The sequence below is a fragment of the Anaerotruncus sp. G3(2012) genome (genome assembly GCF_000403395.2).
In the GTDB taxonomy this organism is placed as follows: Bacteria; Bacillota; Clostridia; order Oscillospirales; family Ruminococcaceae; genus Anaerotruncus.
Genome location: NZ_KE159676.1, coordinates 169990 through 185682 on the forward strand (window position 1 = coordinate 169990; position 15693 = coordinate 185682).

Annotated in this window: 9 protein-coding genes and 2 pseudogenes; 5 read left to right on the plus strand and 6 right to left on the minus strand. The window is 51.4% G+C overall.

Annotated elements, in window-relative coordinates:
* The first annotated feature begins 399 nt into the window (after window positions 1-399).
* A complete protein-coding gene (locus tag C814_RS17660) occupies window positions 400-897 on the plus strand; it encodes a pyridoxamine 5'-phosphate oxidase family protein (RefSeq protein ID WP_016316773.1) in 498 nt (165 codons plus the stop codon).
* Between the two features lie 514 nt (window positions 898-1411).
* Complete coding sequence (locus C814_RS17665; RefSeq protein WP_016316774.1) at window positions 1412-2005, plus strand: cytidylate kinase-like family protein; 594 nt, start codon at window positions 1412-1414, stop codon at window positions 2003-2005.
* Window positions 2006-2028: 23 nt separating this feature from the next.
* On the opposite strand, the gene nrdR is transcribed toward C814_RS17665, so the two are convergent.
* From nrdR to C814_RS17680, 3 genes are all read right to left on the minus strand, one after another.
* Window positions 2029-2508: a transcriptional regulator NrdR gene (nrdR, locus tag C814_RS17670; RefSeq protein ID WP_016316775.1), complete on the minus strand. Its 480-nt coding sequence runs from the start codon at window positions 2506-2508 to the stop codon at window positions 2029-2031.
* Between the two features lie 327 nt (window positions 2509-2835).
* Complete coding sequence (gene fba / locus C814_RS17675; RefSeq protein WP_031219859.1) at window positions 2836-3771, minus strand: class II fructose-1,6-bisphosphate aldolase; 936 nt, start codon at window positions 3769-3771, stop codon at window positions 2836-2838.
* Window positions 3772-4149: 378 nt separating this feature from the next.
* Complete coding sequence (locus C814_RS17680) at window positions 4150-4926, minus strand: PepSY domain-containing protein (protein WP_016316777.1); 777 nt, start codon at window positions 4924-4926, stop codon at window positions 4150-4152.
* Window positions 4927-5470: 544 nt separating this feature from the next.
* On the opposite strand from C814_RS17680, the gene C814_RS17685 reads away from it, so the two are divergent.
* Window positions 5471-8482 (plus strand): bifunctional diguanylate cyclase/phosphodiesterase, encoded by a 3012-nt coding sequence (locus C814_RS17685; RefSeq protein WP_016316778.1) that lies wholly within the window; start codon window positions 5471-5473, stop codon window positions 8480-8482.
* Between the two features lie 353 nt (window positions 8483-8835).
* Here the strand turns inward: C814_RS17685 and C814_RS17690 are convergent, their stop codons facing one another.
* The 3 genes and pseudogenes from C814_RS17690 to C814_RS17700 all read right to left on the minus strand — a co-directional run.
* Window positions 8836-10275: an ABC transporter permease gene (locus C814_RS17690; RefSeq protein WP_016316780.1), complete on the minus strand. Its 1440-nt coding sequence runs from the start codon at window positions 10273-10275 to the stop codon at window positions 8836-8838.
* A complete protein-coding gene (locus tag C814_RS17695; protein WP_016316781.1) occupies window positions 10262-12394 on the minus strand; it encodes a COG1361 S-layer family protein in 2133 nt (710 codons plus the stop codon). Before C814_RS17695 ends, C814_RS17690 begins: the two co-directional genes overlap by 14 nt.
* 161 nt (window positions 12395-12555) lie before the next feature.
* Window positions 12556-13242, minus strand: a pseudogene (locus tag C814_RS17700) (ABC transporter ATP-binding protein); the annotation flags it as partial.
* A gap of 317 nt (window positions 13243-13559) precedes the next feature.
* Between C814_RS17700 and rlmD the strand changes: the two are divergent.
* Together rlmD and C814_RS17710 are read left to right on the plus strand one after the other, a co-directional pair.
* On the plus strand, window positions 13560-14918 hold the full coding sequence (gene rlmD, locus C814_RS17705; RefSeq protein ID WP_016316783.1) for a 23S rRNA (uracil(1939)-C(5))-methyltransferase RlmD: 1359 nt from the start codon (window positions 13560-13562) through the stop codon (window positions 14916-14918).
* 223 nt (window positions 14919-15141) lie between these two features.
* Window positions 15142-15522, plus strand: a pseudogene (locus C814_RS17710) (helix-turn-helix domain-containing protein); the annotation flags it as partial.
* Window positions 15523-15693 lie beyond the last annotated feature (171 nt).

Below are 15693 nucleotides of genomic sequence, written 5' to 3' on the forward strand. Positions count from 1 at the left end.
TCATATGGCCGGGTGCTTGTACATAGATGAATTTTCCCAAAATTCACGATTTTCTATGTATTCTTCTTACCAAAAAATCTGAAAGGACTCGTTGACATTTCGGTGCAAATTTATTATGATAAATTCAATCGAGATAAGAACCCGTATTCATAATCAGAGGATGCCGGATGGGCGAGGGATTTTGCTGCCCTGCAAGGCGAAAAAATGCAGACAATACTTTGTGTATTGCAAGATTTTTCAACGCGGCGGGTCGGCAAAAGACCCGCTCAGACGGTGTCGAATGGTTGTGAATACGGGTTCTAACTATGGATTTGCCGCCGGACAAACGCCTTGTTCCATCCCGTTAGGCCGCAGAAGGGGTGAAATCAAGGCGTTTTATCTTTAAAAGAGGTGTTTTTGATGTTTCGCAAACTGCGACGAATCAGACAGGCACTTTCCACCAGTGACTGCGCTGCCATCCTGAAAAAGGGGACATCCGGGGTATTGACACTGTCTGGAGACGATGGCTATCCCTATGCAGTCCCACTCAGCTATGTATATGATGGTTCTGCCCTCTATTTCCATGGAGCAAAAGCTGGACACAAATTGGACGCGATCCGGCGGGATTGTCGCGCCTCGTTTTGTGTCATTGATCAGGATCAGATCATTCCGGAAAAATATACGACCTATTTTCGCAGTGTAATCGTATTTGGGCGGATGCGCATTCTAGAGGAAGGCACCGAGAAACGCGCTGCGATTGAAAAGCTCGCAGCGCGCTATTCCCCGGATGAAGACGAAGCCGCGCGGCAGTCAGAGATCGACCGGGAATACTCCAGATTGTGTATGATGGCACTTTCCATTGAGCACATGACCGGAAAGCAGGCAATCGAGTTGGTACGTGATCAGGGAGAAAAATAGAGAAACCCTCCTCAACGCCTCAGCCGTTTTTTCTGACTGAATAACCACGCTTTCTCGGTAAAAAGACACGGTATCTCTGTTGCTCTTTTAACAAAGCAGTGATTATACCCCCCTAGCAGTTATGGCGCTGCTCTCAATCGGTAGGGCAGATCGGAGGGCAGTTGCCTGGGCCATCGCGATAGCCGTCCCGGATCAGTTTTGATTTTCTGTCCACCAAATTTGGATTGCCCCTTCATGGTAGGCGGGCGGCACAGGCCCTGTACCTATTACAGCGTATTTCATCAATTCGAATGATTTTTCGGATCATAGGGATCACGCTCCTTTGCGGTTCCAGTTTTATCAAAAAAGTCAGACTCCAACAGAAAATTTCGGATCAAAATCTGGTCATTTCCAACAAAAGATGCTATACTATACTTATCGAAAATTCTTTGTGTGGGGTTGTCAGAGCCGGTATGTTTCAAAGCCAGCTCACCAGGCAGCCCACCATCATTCTGGATAACAGGAGGCGCGTTTTATGGAAAATAGGGTTATCACAATCGGACGGCAGTTCGGAAGCGGTGGACGGGAGATCGGTCAGCTTCTGTCAGAATCTCTGGGCATCCCGTTTTACGACCGCGACCTGATTGAGCTTGCGGTGGAAAAAAGCGGAATCGATCTTGAAACATTGGAAAAGCACGACGAAAAGCCGGTCAACCGGTGGTTCTACTCAATCCCCAGCCAGCCGAACCGGCTCACCGGTTACGGTATGCCGATCGCAGATACCTTGTTTGTAGCGCAGTCGGAAATTATCCGGGAGCTCGCGCAAAAAGAATCCTGCATCATCATCGGGCGGTGCGCGGACTATGTCCTGCGGGAACACCCCGACCTGATTTCGCTTTTCATCCATGCGCCGATGGAGGAGCGGATTAAGCGGATCATGCGCCGGTACAGCCTGGATGACCGGCAGGCGAAAGAGTTTATTCGGCGCACCGACAAGGAGCGCGCGAGCTACTACAACTACTACACCGAGAAAAAATGGAGCGGGATGGAATCCTATCATTTCTGCATCGACAGCAGTATCTTTGGAGTCAGCGGCACTGTGGAAAAGCTCCTCCGTTTGGCTGGCTGAGAAGCGAATTTCCATTTATGCTGTCAGGCGTTGACTTCCGCCTGCTCTCTTTGTCTGGACTGCAACGTTCTCAATGCCTGTGCGAACGATTCGATGTCTTGGAACTGCCGGTAGACCGACGCAAAACGGATGTAGGCCACTTCGTCAATCGTGCGCAGATGTTCCATCGCCAGCTCCCCGATCCTGCTGGAAGCAACCTCTTTATCCAGAGAATTTTGCAGTGACATTTCGATTTGGCGCACAGCCTCTTCCAGCACCGAGAGCGGTACTGGGCGTTTCTCGCAGGCACGCAGCATCCCCGCCAGAAGCTTGTTTCCATCAAACGGCTCCCGGGACTGATCCCGCTTGATGACGACCAGTGGTGTGCTTTCGACAACCTCGTAGGTTGTAAATCTGCGTTCACATTTCAGGCACTCCCTGCGGCGGCGGATGCGTTCCGACTCATCAATAGGCCGGGAATCAATTACCTTGCTCTCTGTATATCCACAAAACGGGCATCTCATTGTATAACACACCTCCCTGTATTGTCGGTCCTCTTCTATTCTGCGTTTTTAGGGGATAGCTGAAATGCTTCAAAAGACGGATTTGTTTCACATTCGATCATCTACAGGCATGCGTTATATCTCTGTGGATCATTGCCTGTTGCTTGAAAGCAGAATGGTTTTCAATTATATTGGTTATATCATAACATTTTTTACAACTAATTTCAAGAATTGTACCGCTGATTTATGATTTTCCATCATGAAAAAACGAGTAAAAGGCAGCCGCCTCTTACTCGTTTTTTGTGTTACATCCAGTGTATGCCTCTGCTTGATCGGGCTTCTCCGGAATTACGCCTTTCCCGCACAGCCGAGCACATCCTTGATCTTATGCGCGACCATCTCTTTGACCGCGGCGCGGGCCGGAGTCAGATACTGACGCGGGTCAAAATGGCTGGGGTTCTCCGCCATATATTTACGGATCGCAGCCGTCATCGCAACACGGACATCCGAATCAATGTTAATCTTGCAGACGGCCATAGCAGCCGCCTTGCGGAGCATTTCCTCGGGAATACCGATTGCGTCAGGCATCGCGCCGCCATACTGGTTGATCACCTTAACCAGGTCCTGCGGGACCGACGATGCGCCATGCAGAACGATCGGGAAGCCGGGCAGACGGCGGCTGACCTCCTCAAGGATATCGAACCGGAGCTGGGGGTTCTGGCCAGGCTTGAACTTATAGGCGCCGTGACTGGTGCCGATTGCGATTGCAAGGGAATCTACACCGGTTTTGGTGACAAATTCCTCAACCTCTGCCGGGTTGGTGAACTGTGCATCGTCCGCAGTGACGTTTACATCGTCTTCAATACCAGCCAGTTTTCCCAGCTCTGCTTCGACGACCACACCACGCTCGTGGGCATACTCGACCACCTTTTTGGTTTCAGCGATGTTGTCCGCAAAGCTGCGCGCAGAACCGTCGATCATTACCGAAGTAAAGCCGCCGTCAATACAGGATTTGCAGATCTCGAAATCCGCGCCATGGTCGAGATGAAGCGCGATCGGAAGGTCGGTATCCTGGACCGCTGCTTCCACCAGTTTCACCAGATAAGCATGTTTGGCATACTTGCGCGCGCCCGCCGATACCTGAAGGATCACCGGGGCTTTCAGCTCGGAGGCCGCTTCTGTGATTCCCTGCACAATCTCCATGTTGTTGACGTTGAATGCGCCGATCGCATACCCGCCATCATAGGCTTTTTTGAACATTTCCTTTGTTGTAACCAGTGGCATTGCAAACAACTCCCCTTTTTTCATTTTGGGTTTCCTGACTGATTTCCTCTACCGCGGCTGCAAGTACCTTTGGTGCCTGCGCGCCACAAAACAGCAAAACTGTTCTGCTTCTATCGCAAATGATTATAGCCAGCACACTTAAAAGCGAAGGTCTGTTTTTAAGCGGCGGACAACAGTCCACCAACACGACTGGGCGTACCGGATGACTATGAGAATTTGAAGCAAGGCTGCTTATGGCAGCCTCCTGCAGCGAGATTGCCGCAGGCTTGAAAAGAATCCTTCTGGTTCCTTTCAAGCACTTCAATTATAGCACCATTTCCGACGGATTTCAATAAGCGCATCCCCGAGGGAGCGTTTTTCTCCGGTTCCGGGCAGTGTTTAGTCGTCGTGGTCGATATCCAGGTCCAAAATATTCCCATTGGATGCATTGATCTCAAATTCATACTCAATCGGTCCGTTGCGCAGCTCGATCTCATAGACCGCAATCCCATCATCGTAATCAAGCTCACATTTCCGCACAGACGCGCCGGGCGCATTGGACAGCGCAATCTCCTTTGCCTGCTGCGGCGTAATCAGGCTGGAACCCCTCACCGGAGTGCTTCCGGATGAACGGTCTGCAATGTTCACCCGATTCTGCTCTGCCGGCTGGGTGACAGCGAGCGGCGTTTCGACAAACTTGATCTCCCGCTTGAGGACAGCTCCGGTCTGCGGGTGGACCTCATAAGTGCCATAAACCGTATCTGTTTTGAAGGTGACATCATATTCTTTCAGCCAGTCATCCTCATCCAGCACCGATGAGAGGATCTCCGCACCCTTGATCTCGCCTGTCACCGCCTTTTTGGCATCCTCCGCAGTGATGGTCGCTGTCTGGCTGCCCCATGCGCCCGAAAGTTCACTCTCAAAGTCGGTCACCTTTCCAGTCCATCTGCTCACTTCAATTTCATAAGTTTCCTTACGGCTCTCGCTATAAAATTTGAAATCATAGCTGTTATGGTCCAGCTCGGTGCGCAGCAGCATGCTATCCGATGGGATATAGCCTTTTGCCGTCCCTTTGGCCTGCGCTTCGGTCAGATCCGCCGCAAATGCGGAAACCGAAAATGCGCTGCCGAGAACCAATACGCTCGTACATGCCGTTATCAGCTGTCTGATTTTCACTTGCCATTCCTCCTAATATTTGGATCAAAATTACGTTTACTCCCATCATATCACAGCCCGATGCATGATATAATGGAAACAGGACGCAGAAGTGCACCACCAAACCAATGCTTTTCAAATGGCGGACTTATCTGCGCATCCCGTGGTTATTATATCATAATCACGAAGTGATTTGATATAATCGGCCATAGGGACGGGAGCGGGCTTTGCCTGCGTATCGTCCTGGCCATAATCCCGATATAATAGCTGCTTTACAGCTATTATATCATATTATATCATAAGAATATGAAAAAAATATGAAAATTTGAAAAAAACAGCCGTTTTATTGCGAATTCTCACACAGGCTCTCCGCCCTGCCAGGGAGCCTGCTGGGTGGAGCAGCCAAAACAGAAGCAGGCGTAGATATAATGCTATTTTTCTGGATATTTTCACAATAGACATCCGCTTTCAAGCGTGATATAATATACGACATATACATATATTTAAAAACTTTTTTCCTAATTTTATTTACTGTAAAATACATATAGAAAGCGTAATGGGTGAGATGTACAAAAGAAAATCTGTCTCGATTGCCAATAAAATGGTCGTGCCTGTCATACTGATTCTGCTTATCCAGTCCGCGCTGTTCCTGGCTGTGATGGTCCATGGAGGGCTGTTGGATCAGCTGCATCACAATGCAACAGAAATCCTGGATCAGCGGGTTGTCAACCGGAGAAACGATATGGAAAGGGAGATCCAGAACCGTTGGACCAATATCAACGACTCTGCCCGCGCCCTGCAAAATACATTCGAACTCTTTCTGAAAAACTCCGACCTCGGAGTTCAGGAAGTGATGCGGGATGAACGAATGACTACAGAGCTTCTGGAGCAGTTCTCCCCCGACCTGATCTATCTGATCCGCCGTCAAACGGTTTCAGGTGCTTTTTTGGTGCTCAACCGGGCGCCGGATGTCGGGGAAGCCTCGGATTTTTTCCGTCCGGGGCTTTATCTGCGCAACTTGCACCCTTTGCAGGAGGAAGCAGACAACTCGGATCTGTCCATTGAACGCGGCCCTTCCACGATCATGCACAGAACCGGGATCCCGGTCAGCCGCAGTTGGTACCCCACCTTCCGGTTTGGCAATTCGTCCACCATTTCCAATGACAACTATTTTAATAAGCCCTATTATGCGGCACTTCATTATCCCGAACTTTCCAATCAGGAGCTGGCCTACTGGAGCCCGCCTTTCCGGCTCTGCGGCGGCGACCTGGATGTGATCACCTATTCGATGCCTTTGCGCACCAAGGACAATCAGGTATTCGGCATCCTCGGGATCGAGCTTTCCTGCAATTATCTGCGCAGCCTGCTTCCTTACACCGAGCTGGGCCCGAGTGGAAACGGCGCCTATCTGCTTGCTATGAATCGGGAGGGCAGTATGGATTTTGACCATCTGCTTTCGAATGGGCCTTCTGCTTCGATGGTCCTTGAGGATGACAAATTTTTTCTCTCGCTCGATCCCTCCACCATTTCCAAAGACCCAGACCTGGTTTACAAGATTTTGAATCCGCATAACAATCTGGAGCTTTTTGCCTGTCTTCATTATCTAAACCTGTATGCTGAAACCTCCCCCTTCCAGGCCGAGCGATGGTATCTGATCGGGGTTATGGATGCTCAAAACCTGTTCAATTTTTCAAAGCTCATTACCCGAACCATTGTCATTGATGTGTTTATCACACTTCTGATCGGTGTGGGAGGCGTTCTCCTGATGGGCCGGATCGTGACCCACCCCATCACACAGCTGATCCACGAAGTGCGCAGCAGCAATCCGCATCTGCCGCTCCGGTTCAAGCGCATCCGGATCAATGAAATTGATGAGCTTGCCACCGCGGTCGAGTCTCTCAGCAGGGAGGTAGCCGAATCGGCTTCTCGGATGTCCTCCATCATTGAGATGACCAGTTCGAATATCGGCGCCTTTGAGCGGCGGCTTTCCGAAGGGATTGTCTATTACACAAGCCATCTGTTCGATCTGTTTGGCATCTCGGTAGGGAATGGGACAAGCGGCTACATGGAATTTGCCCAGTTTACCACGCTGATGCATTCCCTTCCACTTACCGTAGAGGAGCCTTCTTCCGACCGGGAAGTCGTTGTCCGGCGCAAGGATGAGGAAGGGGAGTTTCATTGGATCCGGATTAAACAGGGGCAGTCCCCCGGGCGGGTATTCGGCATCGCAGAGGACATCACACACGATGTTCTGGCCAGACAGAAGCTGGTGTATGAGCGTGACCATGACCCGATGACCGGGCTGCTCAACCGCCGGGCGTTTTATGTCTCTCTGAGCGCAATGTTTGAGCGTCCGCAGCTTTTGAAGGTTGGCGCAATGGTGATGTGCGACCTTGACAACCTGAAATATATCAATGACACCTATGGCCATGATTACGGAGACCAGTACATCCGCGAAATGGCGAATGCGCTGATGCAGCATGCCCCCTCGCCGCGTGTGCTTGCACGCCTTTCAGGGGATGAATTCTACTTCTTCTCCTATGGCGCTGAGGATCGGGAGACCCTTTTCCAGCAGATCTGCAAGATGAAGCAGGAGATTGACAGCATCCTGATGCCTCTGCCGGACAATCCGAACTTCCGCCTCCGCTCTTCGGCGGGCATCTCGTGGTTCCCGGACGATAGCCAGGCCTATGACCAGTTGATGCACTATGCAGACTTTTCGATGTATACCGCCAAGCACACCAGCAAGGGTGAGCTGCGGGAATTCAATATGCATGACTATATGCAGGAATCCTATCTGATCTACAACAACGAGGAACTGAACCGTTTGCTCGATGAAAACCTGCTTACCTACGATTTTCAGCCGATTGTCGACGCTGCCAGCGGGAAGGTTTTTGGCTATGAAGCGCTGATGCGCTCCCAGCTTCCAACCCTTCCAAGCACCGATGAAATCCTCTCCCTTGCGCGTGCCCAGTCCAAGCTCCATTTGATCGAACGCCGCACATGGCAGAATGCGCTGAAAGGCTTTTCGGAACTCCCCGAACGGGTGGATGACTGCTATCTTTTCATCAATTCCCTGCCCAACCAGATCCTTTCTCCGGAGATCGTGCGCGAGCTTGAGAAGTGCTATCCTGATCTGCTGCCTAGGATCGTGATCGAGCTGACCGAAAAAGAGCCTCAGAACGACCGGTATATGCGGGATAAATTGCAGCTTGCCCAAAAATGGGGCGCCAAGATTGCGCTGGACGGGTTCGGCGCTGGCTACAGCAATGACGACATGCTTTTGCAGATCGAACCGGACTTTATCAAGATCAATATGAAGCTGATCCGGGATATTGACATTGATACCAAGCACCACCAGTTTTTGGAGAGTATCCTCTCCTATACCAAAGAGCGCGGCATTCGCTCGATTGCAGAAGGGATCGAGACCAGCACAGAAATGGAGACTCTGATCCGGTCTGGGGTGGACTATCTTCAGGGGTTCTACATCGGACGCCCCGAGGCAGGCTCTTCTGAAATCGCACCATCCATCTGCGAAGAGATTCACTCGATCAACTGCCAGTCCCCGGAGCCCTAACAGGCGGAGGGGGATAGATGGTTCTCTGTCTTTCCATGTACAAAATGCTTGCAGCAAAAACATGTTTTTGCTGCAAGCATTCTTTTTCTATTTGTATGTTCCTAGGCAAAGCAAAGCGGTTAAAGTTTAAAAAAATTCCGAATACAAAAAGCGCGTAAACCAGCTAATAGAGAGGCCTTAGAACCTGTATTCATAATCAGAGGATGCCGGATGGGCGAGGGATTTTGCTGCCCTGCAAGGCGAAAAAACGCGGACAATACTTTGTGTATTGCAGGATTTTTCAACGCGGCAGGCCGGCAAAAGACCCGCTCAGGCGGTGTCGAATGGTTGTGAATACGGGTTCTTACAGAGGCTTATTCGTGTTTGATTGCCTCCAGGGCGGAAATTTTCATTGCGCGGTTTGCGGGCAGGATGCCAGAAACCAGCCCCACCATAGTGGCAAATGCGATAGCCGCCACAACCAGCCAGAGCGGGATCACCGAGACTGGCAGCGACGAACTGCCGCTGTCCATCATCATGCCGCCCATACCGCCCATTATCATGCCGCCGCCCATGCTGCCCATGCCGGAATCACCGGAAAAGGAAAAGTTGAAATAGTTCATCGCAAAGGAAACCCCATAGCTGATCGCAACTCCGACGCATCCCCCAACAAAGCCGATCACGCCCGCTTCCATGAGGAAAACAGTGCGGATGTTGCCGACCACGCAGCCAAGCACCTTCATGACGCCGATTTCTCGGGTACGCTCGTAGATCGACATAATCATGGTGTTGGTGATGCCGATAGCCGCAACCACCAGCGAGATGCCGCCCATCATCCCCAGGAAAAGCTGCTGTTTGCGTGCACTTTCCTGCATAGGCTTACGTACCGTCTCCATCGAGCGGGTATTGTAGCCCATTGCCTGAATCTGCATCTCCACCGGATCGACATCCTCCATCGTTTCCACCTTCACCGTCACATTGCTGTAGCCGGTGTCGTCCTTCTTGTTCACGACGATCTTGTTCGCCTTTATATATTCCTCTTCCAGACGTTTCAGATCGTTGATGTCCATGATAATTCCACGTGAGGTTTCGTAGCCCTTGTTCCAGTCCTCCTTGATCCGCGCCACCGGGCGCACCTCCCGTTGGATATGCACCGTATCATCATCCTTGCTGTCTTTTTCGTCCTGATCGGGCTGCTTGCTGGAGAGGTAAATTTCGTCTTTCATCACGTCCACAAACGGTTGGCGGAGCAGTTCTCCCTGCTCGTTGGTTTCCGGCCAGGTATACCGGTTGTACTTGCTTTTGGTGTCCTCAAAATCGAAGCCGGTGTATTCCCCCACCACGACATTGAGCGGTTTTTTCCGGTTTTCCTGCGGGCCTTCCGGGTATTCGCCCTCCAAAAGCTGGTAGCCCATCAGCGGCAGAGCTTCGGAATAGACACCGACAACGGTTGCCCAGCCCATCCGATAGCGGTCTTTTTTTCCCGAATAGAGGGTGGGCTGGAAATAGTTTGGATTATAAACCGGGGTCGCGATGATAACGCCGTCCATCGCCTGAATCTGCGCGACAGCCGCATCGTCAAGCACACTTTTTTCGCCGTTTTCATTGCGCCCATAGTTCATCACATTGATAATCGTCAGATCGCCCATTTCTGCAAGCATCGCCTCCTGCGAGAGGTTCATTCCAAGCCCGAGCGAGACCATCACCACGATTGCGCAGGTGCCCACCACCACGCCTATGATGGTGAGCAGGGTACGCATCTTGCGCCGGAACAGGTTGCCCAGGCACATCGAGATCATGTCAGAAATCTTCATCGCTGTCCTCCAGCAGTTTCAGTTCACGATGCCGCCGCATGGCTTTCGCTGCAAACGACAGCAGGATAATCGCTGTCACGCCGCCGGTGGTCCAGCCCCAGGCCGGTATTTTTTGATACCATGGCTCCGGAGGTGCCTCTCCAATGTCATCGGGATTCATTACGTCCAGGCCGGGGTCCGGCGCAGGCATCTCGAACGAGACCGCAGTCGTGGTGAACGGCGAACGCAGCTCGTTGACGTTCATATTTGCATCTTCATAGGAGATCACCACTTCGCCTGAAATGGTCCCGGCCTCGAGCGCGCCGATCAGAAAGTCGGCGGACTCTTCCTTGCCGCTCTCGACATTCCCGATGAACTGCCGCTGTCCCGGCTGCGAGAGGTTGCCGGTGATCTCGGCAGTCACGTTATAGACCGTCGATTTTCCCTTGTTGACAAAAGTCGCTTCGATGCTGGAATCCTCGCCGACATAAATTTCGGAAGGCATCTCCACCGGGTTGAGGGAAAACCGGTCGAGCTGGGAAACGGGGATACTGATGTCCTGTTCGGCGGAAAACTGCTTGCGTTCGTCATTGATGACCGATTCGTAGGTGAAGCTGACCTTGATCGGGTGGGAGATTGCATCGGCGTTGGGCTTCACCGAGAGGTTCACCGTCCGCTCGACCGAAGAACGCTTTGCAATCCGCTCGATGTAGAAGGTATTGGACGAACTGGTCAGCGTGAACGCCTCCGGCACACTCAGCTTCATCACCACGTTGTCCACATTGACCCGTTTGCTGGTGTTCATCAGCGTCATGGTCAGGGTGAAGTTGCCGGCCGCTGTCACGTTGCCGCCGCCGTAGTCGTATGTAGAGACGATGATATTCGGGGTTGGCGGCGGAATGTCCGGCTTGCTGGACGAACTGTCATGATCGTCGTCATCGTCAGGATAATTGTCATTGTCATCGGGTTCAGGCTCATAAATCTGGCATTGGGACAGCGTATGGACTAACCTCCGCTTGGTAATATCGGGATCATCATAGTCGATAATCAGTTGAAGATTGTTGTCTTTCCCACTGAAATATACATCTGAAAAAGTAATATCATAAGAAACTCCGCCGCCTTTCAACCCTGTACCGTTGCTAATAGATGCATTTGAAGTACGAAAAACATCGGTATTGATACTGACACTGGTTTTGTTTTTTACGGAGTTGAACTTAGAGGCAGAAATGCCATAATCGTGAATCGTTACAATAAGATTGGCATAGTTTCCCCGGGTAATACGAGAAATAATGTTATTTTCACTGTTGGTAAAAATTGCACTTTTAATTTCATAATTTTCTGATGCTGCTTCAGTTCGAATGGTTTGAGAGAAATCAAGTGAGATGGATGAACCGGAACCATCCGAAAATAGAAGAGAAAATTCAATTTTATCGGAAATTCCATTGTATAGGACATCCTCGACAGAGACTGTGCAAATAAGCACACCGTTTTGTTCTGTATGGGAGAGGAAACTAGGCTCAATTGGCTCATCAGGCACGAAATTTCTTCCTGAAAATTTTATAGTTTTCTGATAGCTTTCATACTGTTCCAAAGTGATACCGCTCAGAGAGAGCGCCAATTCTAATTTTCCCTTTTCTCCTATGCGGATCATGTTTTCAGTAAGGTCAATGCCATTGAGAAGTACAGCCGAGACATGCCCTTCGATTATTGGGGAATCGTTGTTATCGTCACTAATAGAATCTTCTTCCTCTCCTGCCGATGTATTATTCTCAGATTTAGGCGGATTTATTGTCAACGCGGAGTCCGACTTGTCCTTTTCCGGAATGGCCTGTTCGGGTATCAGCTCTTTCTTTTCTGTTTTTTTCTCCTCGCCCATAATGTTAATTGTCTGATCCTTCGGATTCCATACAGGAGGCTGTTCCTCTGGCTGCTCGGTTTCCTGCGGTTTCTCCTGCTCATCCTGTCCAGAAGTCTCCTGCTGATCTTCCTCGTCCGGAGCGGGGGCCGGCGTTTCAACTGATGGCCCGACCGCATAAGCGTGTGTACTCTGGAGCACCATCCCAAACGAGATACCCGCTGCCGAAAACAGCAGGAGAGTGGCGAGCAGCAGAGAAAATGTAGATTTGCAAAAACGGTTCATATGGTAATTTCTCCTTTGTTTTCGGCTTCATCAGAACAGATGTTGTCCTGTGCGGGGCCGGACGGTTCCGGCAGCGCAGGCGGCTCCCCTTCGGGCAGCTCGGGCAGAGGGGCAGCCTCGGGCCTGTCCTGCTCCGAAAGGCCGTCGTAAATCGGCTCGTGTATCAGGTCCGACCGGATTTCCCCGTCGATCAAGGTGATGACCCGATCTGCATAGTCGGCAATCTCCGCATCATGCGTGACAATAATCAAGGTCTGGTCGTAGCGCCGGGCGAACCGCACCATCATTTTCATCACGTCAATGGTGGTATGTGTGTCAAGGTTGCCGGTCGGCTCATCCGCGAATACAACCTTCGGATGGGACACGAATGCCCGCGCAATCCCGACCCGCTGCTGCTGTCCGCCGGACATCTGGGTCGGCTTATGATAGGCGCGCTTTTTCAGCCCGACTGCCGCCAGCATCTTTAAAGCGGCTTTGTTGCGTTTTTTGCGTCCAATCCCCTTAAAGATCATTGGCAGGGCAACATTTTCGAGTGCGGTCATGGTGGGCAGCAGGTTATAGGACTGGAATACAAAGCCCAGGAAATGCTGCCGGAAGATCGCAAGCTGGTTTTCGTTCAGCTTGGAAATGTTGGTCTTTCCGATATAGACCGCACCCCGCGTGGGTTTTTCCAGTCCGGCGAGCTGGTTGAGCAGGGTAGATTTGCCGGAGCCGGAGGTCCCGACAATGCAGACAATCTGCCCCTGTAAAATTTCCAGATTGATGTTTCCGAGCGCCACGACCTTCTCGTCCCCCACCTGGTAGACCTTCCGCAGGCCGCGCACGCTGATGATCGGTTTTTGCTCCAACCGTCAGCCCCCTTTCCCGGGTCCTCTCTGTAAGTCGAACGAACTCCAGCACGCTTGGCGCGGATTTCGAAACCAAAAGACGCACTTTGCCTATACGAGCAAAAGCCCTGTAAGATTAGTGTCGAAAAATGCCCTGTTTACTGCCTGCATCCACCGGGAATTTTTGTTGCAGACAACTCCACAGATATGATACAATGTATAAACCGAAAAATGTTTTGAAAAGGGACAAAATTCGAATCTTTTTTCAATATCCACGCGATTGTCCAGCCATTGGGAATGATGATACAAAATCTTGAGAATATGAGGATGGAACACAGATGCCGCAGAAAAACCAGATCGTAGAACTTATCATTTCGGACATGACCCACGAGGGAAGTGGGATCGGCCATCTGGATGGAATGGCAGTATTTGTACCGGGGTCGGCTGTCGGGGACCGGCTGCGGGTTCGGCTGGTAAAAGTCAACAAAACGCACTGCTATGGACGGATCGAACAGGTGGCCACCCCCTCGTCCGACCGGATCAAGCCTGACTGCCCGGTCAGCCAAAGGTGCGGCGGATGCGTGTTTCGGCATATCTCTTATGCTGCGGAACTGCGGTATAAACAGGCATTCGTCCAGTCAAACCTGCAAAGGATTGGCGGGATTTCGATTGACCTGGAACCGATCGAGGCATCCCCGCTGGAGTCCGGCTACCGCAACAAAGCGCAATATCCGGTTCGGATGCAGAAGGGCAGGCTGGCTGCTGGTTTTTTTGCGCCGCGCACCCATGAGGTCGTCGACTGTCACCACTGTAAACTCCAGCCGGCTTTTTTCGGGGGACTTTTGGAAGCAGTGCTCGGTTATCTGACCGAATTTCGAGTTCCGGTCTACGACGAAACCACAGGAAAAGGGCTGTTCCGGCATCTGTATCTGCGCTACGGGCAGCGGACAGAGGAAGTGATGGTTTGTCTCGTTGTCAACGGCCGCGCCCTTCCGGAGGAACAGACTCTGGTGCAAATTCTGTTAAAGGTCTGTCCGCAGGTGGTATCAGTGGTGCTTAACACCAACGACCGCAACACCAACGTGATTCTTGGCCCGTATACCCGAACCCTTTACGGAAAACCACAGATCAGCGACCTGCTTTGCGGGGTGCGTTTTGACCTCTCTCCGCACGCTTTTTATCAGGTCAATGCTCTGGGCGCGGAGCGGCTTTACCAGATCGCTGCCGAATATGCCGGTCTGACCGGTCGGGAGACTGTGCTGGATTTCTACTGCGGCGCCGGAACGATCGGGCTTTCGATGGCGCATCTCTGCCGGGAGGTGATCGGCGTTGAGATCGTCCCACAGGCGGTAGAAAATGCGCGTGAAAATGCCCGGAAAAATGAAATCGATAATGCTCGCTTCTTTTGTGCGGACGCATCGGATGCCGCACTTCGTCTCAATCAGGAGGGGATCAGGCCGGATGTCGTACTGCTTGACCCCCCGCGTAAAGGATGTGCACAGGATGTCCTGCACACAGTCGCAGAGATGTGCCCGGAGCGGATTGTCTATATCTCCTGTAACAGCGCAACCCTCTCCCGGGATCTGGCACTCCTTGAAACACTTGGCTATCAGACCGTCAGAGGCCGTCCTGTGGATTTGTTCCCACGCACCAACCACGTGGAGACTATTGTGTTGCTACAAAGAGAAAACTCGTAGAAATCCTGTGTTTCCAATACTTTGCCCGTCATGTGGTGTTTGACGCCGAGGGCGATAAACTCCGCAATAAGCGCATTGAGGACTATATCACCGTTTCAGTCGTCATTGATATGGAGTGTGGGAACACAAAAACTGAATAGCGTATGGACAGGCAAACGCCGCAGATTTTGAAAAAAGTCTGCGGCGTTTTTTCATGTCCAGACACCGAAAGGAGCGGAGAACCATGCCAGTATTCCGCGTGGAGAGGAACAAGGGGTACACGGTGATGTCCAACTACCACCTGCGGGACAAATCCCTGTCCCTGAAAGCCAAGGGCCTGCTGTCGCAGATACTTAGCCTCCCGGAAGATTGGGATTACACCCTGTCCGGCCTGTGCTATATCAACCGGGAGAGCAAGGACGCTATTCGTTCCGCCGTCAACGAATTGGAGCGGGCCGGGTACATCGAGCGCCACCAGACCACGGATGAAAGCGGCAAGTTCAGCAGCAACGAATACATCATCCACGAGCAGCCTGTTTCTTTGCCGCCGTCGTTGGATAAACCGTCGTCGGAAAACCCGACAACGGGAAAACCGACGTCGGAAAATCCAACGCAATTAAGAACCTGTATTCACAAGGAGAAAAGAACGTGGTAAAATAGAGATATGGAAGAAAAAGGACGGGAGTCGTACCCTAGCGACTTGACAGATGAGCAGTGGGAGGAGATCGCCCCACTATATGCCGAGATGCGCAACTGCACGTGGAGCAAGAGGGAATTGACGGATGCTGTGCTGTAT

Bases quoted from the DNA above. Each gene is read 5' to 3' on its own strand.
- C814_RS17695 (WP_016316781.1), bottom strand. From the start codon at position 12,394: ATGAACCGTTTTTGCAAATCTACATTTTCTCTGCTGCTCGCCACTCTC.
- C814_RS17660 (WP_016316773.1), top strand. From the start codon at position 400: ATGTTTCGCAAACTGCGACGAATCAGACAGGCACTTTCCACCAGTGAC.
- rlmD (WP_016316783.1), top strand. From the start codon at position 13,560: ATGCCGCAGAAAAACCAGATCGTAGAACTTATCATTTCGGACATGACC.
- C814_RS17685 (WP_016316778.1), top strand. From the start codon at position 5,471: ATGTACAAAAGAAAATCTGTCTCGATTGCCAATAAAATGGTCGTGCCT.
- fba (WP_031219859.1), bottom strand. From the start codon at position 3,771: ATGCCACTGGTTACAACAAAGGAAATGTTCAAAAAAGCCTATGATGGC.
- C814_RS17690 (WP_016316780.1), bottom strand. From the start codon at position 10,275: ATGAAGATTTCTGACATGATCTCGATGTGCCTGGGCAACCTGTTCCGG.
- nrdR (WP_016316775.1), bottom strand. From the start codon at position 2,508: ATGAGATGCCCGTTTTGTGGATATACAGAGAGCAAGGTAATTGATTCC.
- C814_RS17665 (WP_016316774.1), top strand. From the start codon at position 1,412: ATGGAAAATAGGGTTATCACAATCGGACGGCAGTTCGGAAGCGGTGGA.